Origin of the sequence: Aeromicrobium sp. (assembly GCF_036675695.1) — a bacterium.
GTDB lineage: Bacteria > Actinomycetota > Actinomycetes > Propionibacteriales > Nocardioidaceae > Aeromicrobium.
Map to the genome: position 1 here is coordinate 1 of NZ_JAKFEL010000007.1, position 13,114 is coordinate 13,114.

Consider the following 13,114-nt stretch of genomic DNA (forward strand, 5'->3'; position numbering starts at 1 on the left):
TGTGACGCAGGGCACACTCATGGGAACGCTCCCACGGTGGGAGCTGTGGAGGAAAGGTACGACGTGAATCGCACACAGCGCATCGCCGCCCTCGCAGTCTCAGCCCTTGCCGCGGGAGTTCTCGCCGCAGGTTGCGGGTCTGACGGCGGCGGATCTGACAAGAACGTGACGTTGCGAGTCAATCTGTTCGGGCAGTTCGGCTACAAGGACGTTTACAAGCAGTTTGAGAAGGATCACCCCGGCGTCAAGATCGTTGAGACGGCAGAAGGTGACCTCGGCAAGTACAACACCAAGCTGAGCCAGCAGATCGCAGCAAATGCTGCCGCCGGTGACGTTGTGGCGATCGAAGAGGGACAGACCGTCAACTTCCTCCAGACCGCCGACAAGTTCGTCAACTTCCAGGACGAAGGCGGTCTCGAGCTCAAGGACAGCTGGCTTCCCTGGGTATGGGACAAGGCCACGACTGCCGATGGCAAGACCACCATCGGTCTCGGTACGGACGTCGGCGGACTGGCGATGTGCTACCGCCGCGACCTGTTCGAGAAGGCTGGATTGCCAGCCGACCGCGAAGAGGTTGGCAAGCTCTGGCCGACGTGGGACGACTTCATTGCCACGGGCGAGAAGTTCCAGGCCGGCATCGACGATGACAAGGTCCACTTCATCGACGCGGCCACCAACACGTACAACTCGATCCTGATGCAGGGCGGCGACGTCACGTACTTCGATCGTGACGACAAGCTCATCGTTGACTCCAACCCGGCCGTGAAGACGGCGTGGGACCAGGCCAACAAGATGATCGACGCGGGTCTCACCGCGAAGCTCGCAGCCTTCTCGGATGAGTGGAACGCAGGATTCAAGAACGGTTCGTTCGCGACAGTCGCGTGCCCTGCCTGGATGACGGGTTACATCAAGGGTCAAGCCGGTGACGACTTCACCGGCAAGTGGGACATCGCAACCATCCCCGGTGGCGGAGGCAACTGGGGCGGTTCGTGGCTCGCTGTTCCCAAGAACAGCAAGAACGCCGACATGGCAGTCGAGCTGGTGAAGTACTTGTCCAGCGAGGACGGACAGCTCGGCGCATTCAAGGCCGAGGGTCGCCTGCCATCTCTGCCCGCTCTGTACGAGACCAGTGACCTGAAGGAAGCCACCAATCCGTACTTCAGTGATGCTCCGATAGGCCAGCTGTTCGTGGCCGGCGCAGCAAATCTGAAGCCGGTCTACCTCGGTGCCAAGAACGTCCCCGTACGCGACGCGTTCGAGAACGTCCTCCGCAGCGTCGAGGGTGGTCAGAGGTCCGAAGGCGACGGTTGGAACGCAGCGATCGCCGCTGCGAAGAAGGCCGCCAAGTAAATCGTCTGGCACCCCTGACATCTGCTCACACAGACAATGGGGTGCCAGGCGAACGGCGGAGCAACAGCCCCGCCTCACCCCCGGTGCCTGCGCCCGATCTCCAGCGAGCGCAGGCACCGGACTGACCAGGAGAGAATCCGTTGAGACTTCGTGATCGACTCAGCAGGGCTGAGACCAGGTACGCGCCGTACGCGTTCATGTCTCCGTTCTTCATCGTGTTTGCGATCTTCGGGCTGTTCCCGCTCGGCTACACGGCCTGGGTCTCGATGCATGACTGGAGTCTGTTGGCCGGCAACCAGGGGTGGGTCGGACTCGGCAACTACCGTGAGCTGTTCGCGGATCACGACTTCTGGAACGCGTTCATCAACACGATCGGCATCTTCATCCTTGCGACGATTCCGCAGCTCATCATCGCGACCGTGCTCGCCCAGGTGCTCAACGGACGTATGCGGGGCCGCACGTTCTGGCGCATGGGGGTGCTGCTGCCCAATGTCACCTCGATTGCCGCAGTCGGCATCATCTTCGGGCTGATCTTCGCCCGCGACTACGGCATCGTGAACTGGGCACTCGGTCACATCGGCCTCGACCAGCCCATCGATTGGCAGGCCCATAGGTGGTCGTCCTGGCTGGCGATCTCGATCATGGTCGACTGGCGGTGGACCGGCTACAACGCGCTGATCCTGCTCGCCTCGCTCCAAGCCGTCCCCAAGGAGCTGTACGAGGCTGCACGCATCGACGGAGCCTCCGCCTGGCGCCAGTTCTGGACGATCACGGTGCCTATGTTGCGGCCGACCATCATCTTCGTCTCGATTGTCGCCACCATCGGCGGCATCCAGCTCTTCACTGAACCGCTGCTCTTCGGGTCAGGCGTCAACGCGATCGCGGGCGGGACGACCGGTCAGTTCCAGACCGTGGCGATGTACCTCGTGCAGCAGGCGTTCACCGGGCAGCGTTTCGGCTACGCATCCACGATCGCGTGGGTCCTGTTCATGTTCATCGCGGTCTTCGCGATCATTAACGTCGCGCTCCTGCGCCGGATCAAGTCGGTGGACTGACATGGCGACGAAGACAGACACTCGTACGAAGAGCTTGGCGCTCTATCTCGGACTGACGTTTGCGGTCCTGATGTCGGCTGGACCACTGCTCTTCATGGCCGTCATGGCCTCTCGCACGAACAGCGAGATCTTGGGACTGCCACCGCCGCTCACGTTGGGCGGCGAACTCGGGTCGAATATCGACCGGGTCTTCGCGAATGCCGACGTGACTTTCGCCAAGGCACTGCTCAACAGCCTGATGGTGGCTTCGGTCGCGACCGTATGTGTCGTCGTGACGTCATCCCTGGCTGGATTCGCACTTGCCAAGCTGAAGTTCCGCGGGCGCAATGTCATGTTGCTGTTCGTCATCGGCACGATGATGGTGCCGGTTCAGCTGGGACTCATCCCCCTCTACATGCTGATGACGAAGCTCGGCATTGCCGGCAGGCTCGAGTCCGTCACGCTCCCGTTCCTGGTTGCGGGCTTCGGCGTCTTCATGATGCGCCAGTACGCGCAGCAGGCGATCCCCGACGAGATGATCGAAGCGGCTCGCGTCGACGGAGCATCGACGTTCCGGATCTTCTTCAGCATCGTGTTCCCGGCGTTGCGACCGGCGGCGGCCGTACTCGGGCTGCTGACGTTCATGGAGCGCTGGAACGACTTCCTGTGGCCCTATCTGACGCTGGACGCCGAGCACCCGACGGTGCAGGTCGCCCTCTCGCGGCTCTCCAGCGGCTACTACTCGGACCAGTCGCTCATCATGGCCGGCACCCTGATCGGCACACTCCCGCTGGTCATCGTCTTCATCGTGTTCGGCCGCCAGATCATCGGCGGAATCATGGAAGGTGGACTCAAGGCATGAGCGAGCGCAGCGAGCGAGTCATGAACACAGGGTTCATGCCGGTACCTCCGTACCGTGCCTTTTCAACGGGGGTTCCGGCATGACAGTCGACATCTCGGCGTTCCCCGACGACTTCTCGTGGGGAGTTGCGACCTCGGCGTACCAGATCGAGGGCGCGGTGGGCGAGGACGGCCGTACGCCGTCGATCTGGGACACCTTCGCCGAGCAGCCTGGTCGAGTGATCGGTGGTGAGACGGGCGCGATAGCCGTCGACCACTATCACCGCTGGTCAGACGACGTCGACCTGATGTCTGAGCTCGGCCTTGGGGCATACCGTTTCTCGATCGCCTGGCCGCGCGTTCAGCCCGACGGGCAGGGCTCGGGCAACGCGGCAGGCATTGCGTTCTACGACCGTCTCGTCGATCGGCTGCTTGAGAAGGGCATCACCCCGTGGGCGACGCTCTATCACTGGGATCTGCCCGACACGTTGGAACAGTCGGGCGGCTGGCCCGTACGCGACACCGCTGAGCACATCGCCGACTACACGACGATCATCGCGGAGGCTCTGGGCGACCGGGTCAAGCACTGGATCACGCTCAATGAGCCGTGGTGCGCCGCCTATCTCGGATACGCCAGCGGAATCCATGCGCCCGGACGCACCGAGCCGGCGGCTTCGGTCGCGGCATCGCACCACCTGATGCTGGGTCACGGACTCGCCGTCGATCGTCTGCGTGCGGCCGTGCCGGACGCGCAGGTGGGTGTCACGCTCAACCTCTACCCGGTGAGCCCCGTTGACGACTCTGGACGACACGACGATGCCGTGCGTCGTATCGATGGACTCATGAACCGCTGGTTCCTCGACCCGATCCTCAAGGGCAGCTATCCAAAGGACGTGCTGGCTGACATCGCCCCGGTCACCGATGCGTCGTTCATCCTCGACGGCGACCCAGAGCTGATCGCGCAGCCGCTCGACTTCCTCGGGATCAACTACTACACCCGCCACGTCGTGGGCGCCGGACTCTGGCCCGGCTCTTCCGATGTGCGTTTCGAGAGCGAGAACGGTCTCGAGCGGACGGCGAGTGGGTGGGACATCGACCCGCAGGGACTCGTCGACGTGCTGTCAAGGGTCCAGCGGGACTACGCACCGATCCCGGTCTACCTCACCGAGAACGGTGCAGCGTTCGACGACGAGGTTGTTGACGGCGTGGTGCACGACGCCGACCGGATCTCATTCCTCAACGATCACCTCGAGTCGATCGCGACGATGCGCCAGCAGGGCATGGACATCCGGGGCTACTTCGCCTGGTCGCTGCTCGACAACTACGAGTGGGCGGAGGGTTATGCCAAGCGGTTTGGGATCGTCCACGTCGACTACGAGACGCAGGTGCGTACGCCGAAGGACAGCGCACGTTGGTATTCCGACCTCATTCGAGCTCATCGAGCCGCGATACTGGCCACATGAGCGAGCGGACGGGTCAACCGACCCTGGATGAGGTGGCGGCCCACGCAGGTGTGGGTCGCGGCACCGCTTCGCGCGTCATCAACGGATCCCCGCAGGTGTCCGAACGCACCAAGGCCGCTGTCTTGAAGGCGGTCGAAGAGCTGGGCTACGTACCGAATCAGGCGGCTCGAACCCTCGTCACACGTCGTACGGGAACTGTGGCGCTGGTGATTGCGGAGTCCGAAGAGCGAATCTTCGGCGAGCCGTTCTTCGCCGGAGTCGTACGCGGCATCTCCAACGCATTGAACGATGCTTCCCGCCAGCTCGTGCTCTCCCTGGTGCAGGGTGACGACCAGGCAACACGGCTCGGCGCGTACCTCGGCCGACAGCACGTCGATGGCGTTCTGCTGCTCTCGCTGCATGACGACGGCGCGTTCCCGGTGGACCTCGGATCACGCGGAATCCCGATGGTCCTTGGTGGCCGGTCTCAGCTGTGGGACACGGCGTCGTACGTCGACGTCGACAACCGCGGCGGCGCGCACCAGGCGGTTTCCTACCTGATCAAGACCGGCCGTCGCACGATCGCGACCATCACGGGTCCGCGCGGGATGGCTTCGGGCCGCGACCGTCACGACGGGTATGTCGATGCGCTCGCCGAAGAGGGGATCGCGGCCGACCCCGACCTTATCGAGGCCGGCGACTTCAGCGAGCAGAGCGGACGCGATGCGATGGAGGCACTTCTCGCTCGCCGCCCCGACATCGACGCGGTGTTCGCCGCCAGCGACCTGATGGCGATGGGTGCGATGCGGACGTTGACCAAGCACGGCAAGGTCATCCCGAATGACGTCGCGGTGGTGGGCTTCGATGGCACGGCTGGCTCGGAGACAACCGAACCACCGCTGACCACAGTCAGGCAGCCGCTCGTACGTCTCGGGCAGGAGATGGCGGCAATGGTGCTGCGTCGGATCGAGGAGCCGGATCTGCCCGCGGAGCAGCTCATACTGCCGGTTGAGCTTGTGGTGCGCTCGTCCGCGTGAGGTCGCCGATAGGCTTGCCCCATGACACGAGTCGCAGTCCTGGGTGCCAAGGGACGTATGGGTACGGCATCCGTCGAGGCGCTCAAGGCCGCTGGCCTGGACGTCGTTGCCGAAGTGGATGTCGACGACTCGATCGACCTTCTCGCTGACGCTGGCGCAGAGGTCGCACTGGACTTCACCCAGCCAGGTGTCGCGCTCGACAACGTGAAGTGGTGCATCGAGCACGGCGTGCACGTCGTCGTCGGTACGTCAGGCTTCGACGATGCCAAGATCGCCGAGGTGAGCGCGCTCGACCCGAAGACCGGCGTCCTCATCGTCCCCAACTTCTCGATCGGCGCCGTGCTGATGATGAAGTTTGCAGCCACCGCGGCGCCGTTCTTCGAGTCCGTCGAAGTCATCGAGATGCACCACCCCGACAAGGTCGATGCGCCGTCGGGCACTGCAACACGTACGGCTGAGCTCATCGCGTCGGCGCGCTCCGCTGCGAGTTCCGCACCGTTGCCGGACGCCACCACCACCGATCCGGGTGGCGCACGCGGCGCCAAGGTTTCGGGCGTGCCCGTGCACTCGCTACGTGCGCGCGGTTTCGTTGCATCGCAGGACGTGGTGTTCGGGGGAGTGGGCGAGACCCTCTCGATCCGTCACGACTCGAGCAACCGCGACTCGTTCATGCCGGGCGTCGTGGCAGCCGTCAAGGCCGTCAGCGACAGACCCGGAGTGACCGTCGGCCTGGAGAGCATCCTCGGCCTTTGATGACCGAGCGATCGGCCGTCACCCGAGACTCGTGTGCAGCCGAATCTGCTTGATCGTGCTGCCGTCCTCGGCCGCGAGCTCGCGGTGTGCCCCATCTGGCTCCCAGCCGGACTCGCTGATGAACCGGCGCAGCGCGTCGTCTGTCGAGCCGATCCACCAGACGGCGCGGGTGAACTTGTCGGCCGAGAGCGTGTCGATTGCGGCCTGCAGGAGGCGAGAGCCGTGGCCTTCACGTTGGTGCTCCGGATCGACGATGAACTCGCCGATCTCGCCGTCCGCGACCTGATCGCTGTCGGGGTCGTACGAAGGGTGCACCAAGGTGAAGCCGCGTACGTCGGCACGCTCGAGCGCGACGAGCACGCGCATGCGGGCTTCCTTGGGTGAGCTGATCGCCATGGCCCAGCGCTCGGCGAGCTGAGCTGGGTCGAGAGCCTCGAGCTCGGCGGCCGGGATCAGCTCGGCATAGTTGGCGTGCCACGCAGCAACCTGGATGCGCGCCATCGTGCTCGCGTCGTCCGGCCAGGCGAGCCGAGCGCTGACATCGGCGTTCACGCCGTAGGACGCTCAATGATGACCGTGCCACCGTGGGATGCAGCAGTCTCGGCGAGCCGAACTGCGGCGAGCGCAGGATGATCCTCGAGAACCTTTGCGCTGTTGGCGAGTGCGCGGAGCACAGCGACGTCAGTGCGGGCCTGCTCGAGAGCGATGTGAGACCGCTGACGGGTTGTCACGAGATCCTCGGTTGCGCGGCGGATCTCGCCAGGAACGAGGATGTCGCGCACGCCGAAATCAGAGATGTCGATGCCGACGGAGGCAGCTGCAGTGGCGATGTCGACAGGCGTCTCGTCGACGCTGATGCCGGCGATGACCTCATCGAGAGTCAGACCGTGGACCGTCGTACGAATCCATGTCTTGATGGCGTCGTAGAGGTAACCGTGCGGATCATCGGTGAACTCGTTGAAGGCGACCGGGTCGACGACCTGGGTGCGCGCTGCAGCGCTGACCTTGACCGTGATGCCGTCGGAGGTCGGGACCTCCTGAGGCCGGACTTCAAACAGCTCAACACGCATGTCGACGGGCACGAGATCGTGGCCCAGGCCCCAGAAGCGGTGCTTGCCTGGGCCGATCACGCCAGCGAGCTTGCCGTGGCGGTAGTGGACGTAGCGCTCGTAAGGCATCACGGTGACCATAGTTGCGCTCCTTTCGAGAGGTGGGACCGTTCGCAGATCGACGAGAACTCGGGGCGGGGGACCCGAAGTCCCGCAGAGCCCGTCGCGCACTGCCCGAAGGCTGCCGATCTGCGAACGGCTAGTGGGGATTCGAACCCCGGCCGCAAGCGGCTTTACCTTGAATCCATTTGAGAGATGGTTTCCCCGAGGTACAACGCGTGGAAACCTCCAGCCAAGGCCTTCGGTCCACTGATCTCGCGGACCGTCATTGTGTCACGCGGGTGGTCATCCCTCACAGCGATTTAAATCCGTCGATGAGGCCGGAGTCCACGCCGCCCGAGTCGAGCATTGCGGCGGTACGCGATACGTTGCGCCGGGTCGGCCAGATCTCCCACGCGAGGAGCAGAATGACGGGGAACCCGACGATCACGATTGGCCATGCAGCGTACGAGCCGGCGAAGCCGACGATGACGCCCGGGAGCATCGACGCCTCGACGATCAACATCTTGCGGACGGTCTGGGCGGCGTAGGCGTCGAGTCCGGCCGCTCTGAGACGTACGGGATCCTCGTCGCGAGCGAGCGGCTTGCCCGACAGCCAGACTCGCTCGGCGAAGACTGCAGCAATGACGATCGGTACGACCAGCACGGCCGCGAGCCATGGTGGTGGATAGCCGGCATCCGTGCCGCCGCAGAACCAGAACAGGGCCAGGAGGAACGCGCCAGTGAGGCCGAGCTGCAGCGTTGCGAAGTTACGAATCTCGCGAGGCGTGGTGTTGTACTCAGCACTCGGCATGCTGCGAGTTTCGCACACGATCTGTCGTCGCCGATTGATAGTCTGCGGTCATGCGGGCCTACCTCGATCTTGTCCAACGGATCCTCGACGAAGGAGTCGACAAAGGTGACCGCACCGGCACGGGCACCAAGAGTGTTTTCGGCCATCAGATGCGGTTCGACCTGAGCGAGGGTTTCCCGCTGGTCACGACCAAGAAGGTCCACCTCAAGTCGGTTGTTGCTGAGCTGCTGTGGTTCATCGCCGGCGACACCAACACGACTTATCTCCGTGACAACGGTGTCACGATCTGGGACGAATGGGCCGACGCCAATGGTGATCTTGGCCCCGTCTACGGCTACCAGTGGCGATCATGGCCTGCGCCCGACGGCGAGCACATCGACCAGCTCGCTCAGGTCATCGAGCAGATCAAGACCAACCCCGACTCGCGTCGACACGTCGTCAGTGCGTGGAACGTCGCCGAGCTCGACGCCATGGCCCTGATGCCGTGCCACGCGTTCTTCCAGTTCTACGTCGCCGATGGCAAGCTCTCCTGCCAGATGTACCAACGCTCGGCCGATGTCTTCTTGGGCGTCCCCTTCAACATCGCCTCCTACGCATTGCTGACGCACATGGTGGCGCAGGTTGCGGGTCTCGAGGTCGGAGACTTCGTGCACACACTCGGCGATGCCCACCTCTACGTCAATCACCTCGACCAGGCGCGCGAGCAGCTGACTCGTGAGCCGCGAGCGCTGCCCGAGCTGTGGCTCGACCCGTCGATCACGTCGATCGACGACTTCACGCTCGACTCGATCAAGGTCACCGGCTACGAGCCGCACCCGGCGATCAAGGCTCCGATCGCAATATGAGGCGGAGCCGAATGAGGTCAACAGAGTGACCTTGACGCTCGTCGTGGCGATGGGCACCAACGGCATCATCGGCGCCGACGGCGGGATCCCGTGGCGCCTGCCCGCCGACCTCGCCAACTTCAAGGCGCTGACCATGGGTCATCCAATGGTGATGGGCCGTGCAACGTACGACTCGATCGGTCGCCCGCTCCCAGGGCGTACGACGATCGTCGTCACCCGACAGGTCACCTGGTCGGCACCTGGGGTGCTCGCCGCGCCGAGCCTGCCCGATGCGCTGAGGCAGGCGGCTGAGCTCGACAACGAGATATTCCTGGTCGGTGGTGCCCAGATCTACGCTGAGGCGCTCGACGCGGGGCTCGTCGACTCCATGGTCGTCACCCGGGTTGAGCTGGCACCCGAGGGCGACACCTATTTCCCCGAGGTGGACTGGGCTGAGTGGAACGTCGTCGAGCACGCCGACCATCCTGACGACGACCCGCCGTTCACAATCACCCGCTTCTCCCGCGCGGACTAGTTCACCAGGTGAGCTCGATCTCGAGCTCGTTGTCCTCACCCAGCTCGACCTCGACCTTGAGGTTGACCTCATCAGGAATGCTCACGGTGATGCGCTGTCCGCCGCGCTCGAACTCAACTGAGTTGTGACGCGCCAGTGCATCCGCCAGCTCGTGAAGCTTGGCAGCTGCGTCTTCGCGGGACAGCTTCTGGGTGTTGTCGATCTCAAACAGTGACACTGGGTCTCCTTGGTCGTTTGCCGATGACTGTAGCCAGCGGGTCATACTGAAATGACCCGAGATGAGGAGACGTCATGGCTCACGGAGACATCACCCACGTCGACATCCCAGTCAGCGACAACGCCCGCGCCACCGCGTTCTACAGCACGTTGTTCGGCTGGCAGATGAGTGAATTCGAGGGCCTCCCGATGTGGCAGGCACCCAACGAGATCAGCGGCGGCATGCTCGCCCCACGCAGCGAGGGCTTCACCCAGCCGCGCTCGACCGTCGAGGTTGACTCAATCGACGAGACGCTGGCGCTGGCTGTCGAGCATGGCGGCAAAGTGCTGGCGGAGAAGTCCCCGATCTCCGAGACGAGCTGGTGGGCTGTGTTCGAAGACCCAGATGGCAACCACATCGGGATCTACGAGGGCGTCACGGATACGTCGGGCTAGAGCAGGATCGCGAGCTGACGGCTTTGCGCGACGAGGTTGCCGGCGGCCGGACCAGCCACCTATCTTGACCTAGTTAACTTAACCAGTGCATCATAGTCGAGTGACCAACGTTCAGCACCGCCCGGCCTACCTCCTTCACGCCCTCGTCGCTCGCCTCGACGTTGCGGCGGACGAGATGCTGCGGCGCGGCCATGACGTCTCGTACGCCAAGTTCCTGGTGCTGCTCGCCGTCGAGCGTCTCGGAACGCCGACCCAACGTGAGCTGGCCGCCGAGCAACAGGTGTCGGACCCGGCGATGAGTCGTACGGTCGCCGCCCTTGCAGCCGACGGGCTGCTGGACGTTCGTACGGTCCCCGGGAATGGGCACCGGCGGGCGCTCGGCCTGACCCCGCGCGGCCGCAGGCTCGTCGAGGAGGGGTCGGACCTGCTCGAGTCGGCATTCGCGGGCCTTGCCGAGATTGCCGGCGTCCCTGCCGACGTCCTCAGCCGGCCGGTGCAGGCGATGATCCGGGCGCTCGACGAACTGGCCGGAGCGTCCGCATGAGTCCGCTGGTGGCGACCCACGCTTTCGCTGCCGGGTTCGGCCTGGTGATCGGCGCCTGGCAGCTGTTCCTCAGCACCAAAGGCTCGACCGCACACCGCGTCGCCGGCCGCGCCTGGGTTGTTGCGCTGTTGTACGTGAGCGTCTCCTCGTTCTGGATCCGGAAATCCGCGACGGGGCGTTCAGCTTCCTGCATGTGCTCTCGGTGGTCACCATCGTGACCGTCCTGCTTGGACTGGTGGCGGCCGTCCGCGGAGACGTCCTGAGCCACCGCGGCAACATGACCGGCAGCTGGCTCGGGCTCGCGGGAGCGGGCATCGCCGCATCGGCGGTGCCGGAGCGTGAGCTGCCGCAGCTCGTCGTACACAGCCCGGGCACCGCCGCGCTCGCCGTCGTCGCGGTGCTGACGACCAGTGCCGCCGTCGTCGCGCTCGGGAGCCGGCTCAGCCGCGCGCGTACGGTCTCCTCGTCCGCCTGAGCCAGCGGCCTAGAGCAGGATCGCGAGCTGACGGCTTTGCGCGACGAGGTTGCCCGCCTCGTCCCAGAGCTCACAGTCCTCGTCGTGGTAGCCGTTAATGACGTGTCGGGTAGTCAGGCGAGTGGCAATCCATCCCGGTACGGGGCGGCGATGCATGTGGACAGTGAGCTGGACCGTCATCGACTGAAGCTCGCCGAGCTCGAGCACCGGGGGAGCGTACGCATCGCAGAGGAACGCGAGCCCCGGCATGTCGATCTCACGACCGTCGGCAAGTCGCTGCCACAGCTCCACGGTCGGATCGCCGCTCGGTTTGCCGTCGACCCAACCTGGGCGCGACGCGAGTCGGTAGTCGACGCGGTCGAAGATCCCGCCAGCCATGCCTTCGTCACGCGGATTTCCGCAGTCGTCAGGCGAGGGCAGGATCGGGGGCGTTCCGAGTTCATGGGAGCGGCCACCCGTACGAGGACCGAAGCTCGCCAGCAGCTGTGCAATGTGGCGGTCGCCTTCCCAGAGCGCCGCCTCACCGGTCTGTACGCGTCGTCCGCGACGCAATGCCGTCGTACGAAGCTCGGCCGCGCCGGTCTCGGGGGAGGCGAGGTAGGTGATGGCGGCAACCATCGGTTCGTCGGCGCCCATCTCCTCGCCGAGGCCGCGCAGCATGGCCGCGAGGATGTAGCCGCCGTTGGGCTTGCCGAGCGGGGTGTTCCATCGGTCGGTCAGTACCAAATCGCGTATGCCGTCGCCGCGCGGCGTTGACGCGGTGTCAATCTCGTAAATGTCCTCGCTCATGCGCCTATCCTGCCCGCCACGCGGAGGCTCCCAAGCGGTAGCCTCGATGTATGACGTCGCCACTCGCCACCGAGGCCGCGCCCTTCGGGCGTGTGCTGACCGCAATGGTCACGCCGTTCACCCGCGAGGGTGAGCTCGATCTCGATGCTGTGCAGAAGGTGGCGAACCATCTCGTCGACCAGGGCAGCGACGGTCTCGTCATCAGCGGGACGACGGGGGAGTCGCCGACGACGACCGTCGCCGAGGATGGCCAGCTCCTGAACGCGGTGATCGACGCGGTCGGCGACCGGGCAACGGTCGTGGCGGGAGTCGGCACCAACGACACGCGCCATTCGATCGAGCTTGCACAGCAGGCCAAGAAGGCCGGCGCTGACGGACTCCTCATCGTCACGCCCTACTACAGCAAGCCACCGCAGTCCGGCCTGCTCTCGCACTTCACCGAGGTCGCTCGTGCTGGCGACGACACCCCCGTGATGCTCTACGACATCCCGAGTCGCAGCTCGATCACGATCGCCGACGACACGTATGCCGCGATGGCTGACAACCCGCTGATCATCGCGGTCAAGGATGCCGTCGGTGACCTCAACCGCGGTGCTTGGCTGATGCGTGAGACCGGCATCAAGATCTACTCCGGCGACGACGTCCTCAACCTACCGTGGCTCGCCATGGGCGCCAGCGGCGTCGTCAGCGTTGTTTCGCATGCCGCCGCTCGCCAGTACGCCGACATGGTTGCGGCCGTCGACGCAGGCAACCTCCCTGAAGCACGGTCGATCAACGACCGACTCCTTCCCGCCGTCAAGGCGATCATGAACTACACGCAAGGTGCGATCACCGCCAAGGCGACGCTCCAGCTGCTCGGCGTGCTCGAGCACCGCACG

At 64.7% G+C, this 13,114-nt stretch carries 18 protein-coding genes; 13 read left to right on the forward strand and 5 right to left on the reverse strand.

All coding sequences use genetic code 11. The features are described from left to right. Positions 1 to 63: 63 nt before the first annotated feature. The 6 genes from V6M39_RS00115 to dapB all read left to right on the forward strand — a co-directional run bounded on the left by V6M39_RS00115 (position 64) and on the right by dapB (position 6,456). Positions 64 to 1,350, forward strand: a complete 1,287-nt coding sequence (locus V6M39_RS00115) for an ABC transporter substrate-binding protein (RefSeq protein ID WP_332641627.1) — start codon at positions 64 to 66, stop codon at positions 1,348 to 1,350. Positions 1,351 to 1,490: 140 nt separating this feature from the next. After that, on the forward strand, positions 1,491 to 2,405 hold the full coding sequence (locus V6M39_RS00120) for a carbohydrate ABC transporter permease (protein WP_332641628.1): 915 nt from the start codon (positions 1,491 to 1,493) through the stop codon (positions 2,403 to 2,405). Position 2,406: 1 nt separating this feature from the next. Next, complete coding sequence (locus V6M39_RS00125) at positions 2,407 to 3,246, forward strand: carbohydrate ABC transporter permease (protein WP_332641629.1); 840 nt, start codon at positions 2,407 to 2,409, stop codon at positions 3,244 to 3,246. A 79-nt stretch (positions 3,247 to 3,325) separates the two neighbouring features. Then, positions 3,326 to 4,687 carry a GH1 family beta-glucosidase gene (locus V6M39_RS00130; RefSeq protein ID WP_332641630.1) on the forward strand — a complete coding sequence of 454 codons (1,362 nt, stop codon included), beginning with the start codon at positions 3,326 to 3,328 and terminating at the stop codon, positions 4,685 to 4,687. Continuing rightward, positions 4,684 to 5,703, forward strand: coding sequence for a LacI family DNA-binding transcriptional regulator (locus V6M39_RS00135; protein WP_332641631.1), 1,020 nt, complete (start codon positions 4,684 to 4,686; stop codon positions 5,701 to 5,703). The genes V6M39_RS00130 and V6M39_RS00135 overlap by 4 nt, the downstream gene beginning before the upstream one ends. Before the next feature lie 21 nt (positions 5,704 to 5,724). Beyond that, positions 5,725 to 6,456 (forward strand): 4-hydroxy-tetrahydrodipicolinate reductase, encoded by a 732-nt coding sequence (gene dapB / locus V6M39_RS00140; protein WP_332641632.1) that lies wholly within the window; start codon positions 5,725 to 5,727, stop codon positions 6,454 to 6,456. A gap of 18 nt (positions 6,457 to 6,474) precedes the next feature. Here dapB and V6M39_RS00145 read toward each other — a convergent pair whose 3' ends face one another. From V6M39_RS00145 to V6M39_RS00155, 3 genes are all read right to left on the reverse strand, one after another. Then, positions 6,475 to 7,008 carry a GNAT family N-acetyltransferase gene (locus tag V6M39_RS00145; RefSeq protein ID WP_332641633.1) on the reverse strand — a complete coding sequence of 178 codons (534 nt, stop codon included), beginning with the start codon at positions 7,006 to 7,008 and terminating at the stop codon, positions 6,475 to 6,477. Then, positions 7,005 to 7,646, reverse strand: a complete 642-nt coding sequence (locus tag V6M39_RS00150) for a slipin family protein (RefSeq protein ID WP_332641634.1) — start codon at positions 7,644 to 7,646, stop codon at positions 7,005 to 7,007. Before V6M39_RS00150 ends, V6M39_RS00145 begins: the two co-directional genes overlap by 4 nt. Positions 7,647 to 7,917: 271 nt before the next feature. After that, complete coding sequence (locus V6M39_RS00155; protein WP_332641635.1) at positions 7,918 to 8,418, reverse strand: hypothetical protein; 501 nt, start codon at positions 8,416 to 8,418, stop codon at positions 7,918 to 7,920. A gap of 50 nt (positions 8,419 to 8,468) precedes the next feature. Here V6M39_RS00155 and V6M39_RS00160 point away from each other — a divergent pair, with 50 nt between their 5' ends. After that, positions 8,469 to 9,263 (forward strand): thymidylate synthase, encoded by a 795-nt coding sequence (locus tag V6M39_RS00160; RefSeq protein WP_332641636.1) that lies wholly within the window; start codon positions 8,469 to 8,471, stop codon positions 9,261 to 9,263. Between the two features lie 25 nt (positions 9,264 to 9,288). Beyond that, a complete protein-coding gene (locus tag V6M39_RS00165) occupies positions 9,289 to 9,777 on the forward strand; it encodes a dihydrofolate reductase (RefSeq protein ID WP_332641637.1) in 489 nt (162 codons plus the stop codon). A gap of 1 nt (position 9,778) precedes the next feature. Here the strand turns inward: V6M39_RS00165 and V6M39_RS00170 are convergent, their stop codons facing one another. After that, a complete protein-coding gene (locus tag V6M39_RS00170) occupies positions 9,779 to 9,994 on the reverse strand; it encodes an amphi-Trp domain-containing protein (protein WP_332641638.1) in 216 nt (71 codons plus the stop codon). Positions 9,995 to 10,068: 74 nt separating this feature from the next. On the opposite strand from V6M39_RS00170, the gene V6M39_RS00175 reads away from it, so the two are divergent. The 4 genes from V6M39_RS00175 (at position 10,069) to V6M39_RS00190 (ending at position 11,447) form a co-directional block, all read left to right on the forward strand. After that, positions 10,069 to 10,428 (forward strand): VOC family protein, encoded by a 360-nt coding sequence (locus tag V6M39_RS00175; RefSeq protein ID WP_332641639.1) that lies wholly within the window; start codon positions 10,069 to 10,071, stop codon positions 10,426 to 10,428. Positions 10,429 to 10,528: 100 nt separating this feature from the next. Next, the gene (locus tag V6M39_RS00180; RefSeq protein ID WP_332641640.1) at positions 10,529 to 10,972 is read left to right on the forward strand and encodes a MarR family winged helix-turn-helix transcriptional regulator; all 444 of its coding nucleotides are present in this window, start codon (positions 10,529 to 10,531) and stop codon (positions 10,970 to 10,972) included. Further along, positions 10,969 to 11,190 (forward strand): DUF2306 domain-containing protein, encoded by a 222-nt coding sequence (locus V6M39_RS00185; RefSeq protein WP_332641641.1) that lies wholly within the window; start codon positions 10,969 to 10,971, stop codon positions 11,188 to 11,190. Before V6M39_RS00180 ends, V6M39_RS00185 begins: the two co-directional genes overlap by 4 nt. Then, positions 11,187 to 11,447, forward strand: a complete 261-nt coding sequence (locus tag V6M39_RS00190) for a hypothetical protein (protein ID WP_332641642.1) — start codon at positions 11,187 to 11,189, stop codon at positions 11,445 to 11,447. The genes V6M39_RS00185 and V6M39_RS00190 overlap by 4 nt, the downstream gene beginning before the upstream one ends. Positions 11,448 to 11,456: 9 nt before the next feature. Here the strand turns inward: V6M39_RS00190 and V6M39_RS00195 are convergent, their stop codons facing one another. Continuing rightward, entirely contained in the window at positions 11,457 to 12,236 is a 780-nt protein-coding gene (locus V6M39_RS00195) for a thioesterase family protein (RefSeq protein WP_332641643.1), read from the reverse strand. A gap of 50 nt (positions 12,237 to 12,286) precedes the next feature. Here V6M39_RS00195 and dapA point away from each other — a divergent pair. Continuing rightward, positions 12,287 to 13,114 (forward strand): 4-hydroxy-tetrahydrodipicolinate synthase (gene dapA / locus V6M39_RS00200; RefSeq protein ID WP_332641644.1); only part of this gene is annotated, 828 nt, incomplete at its 3' end.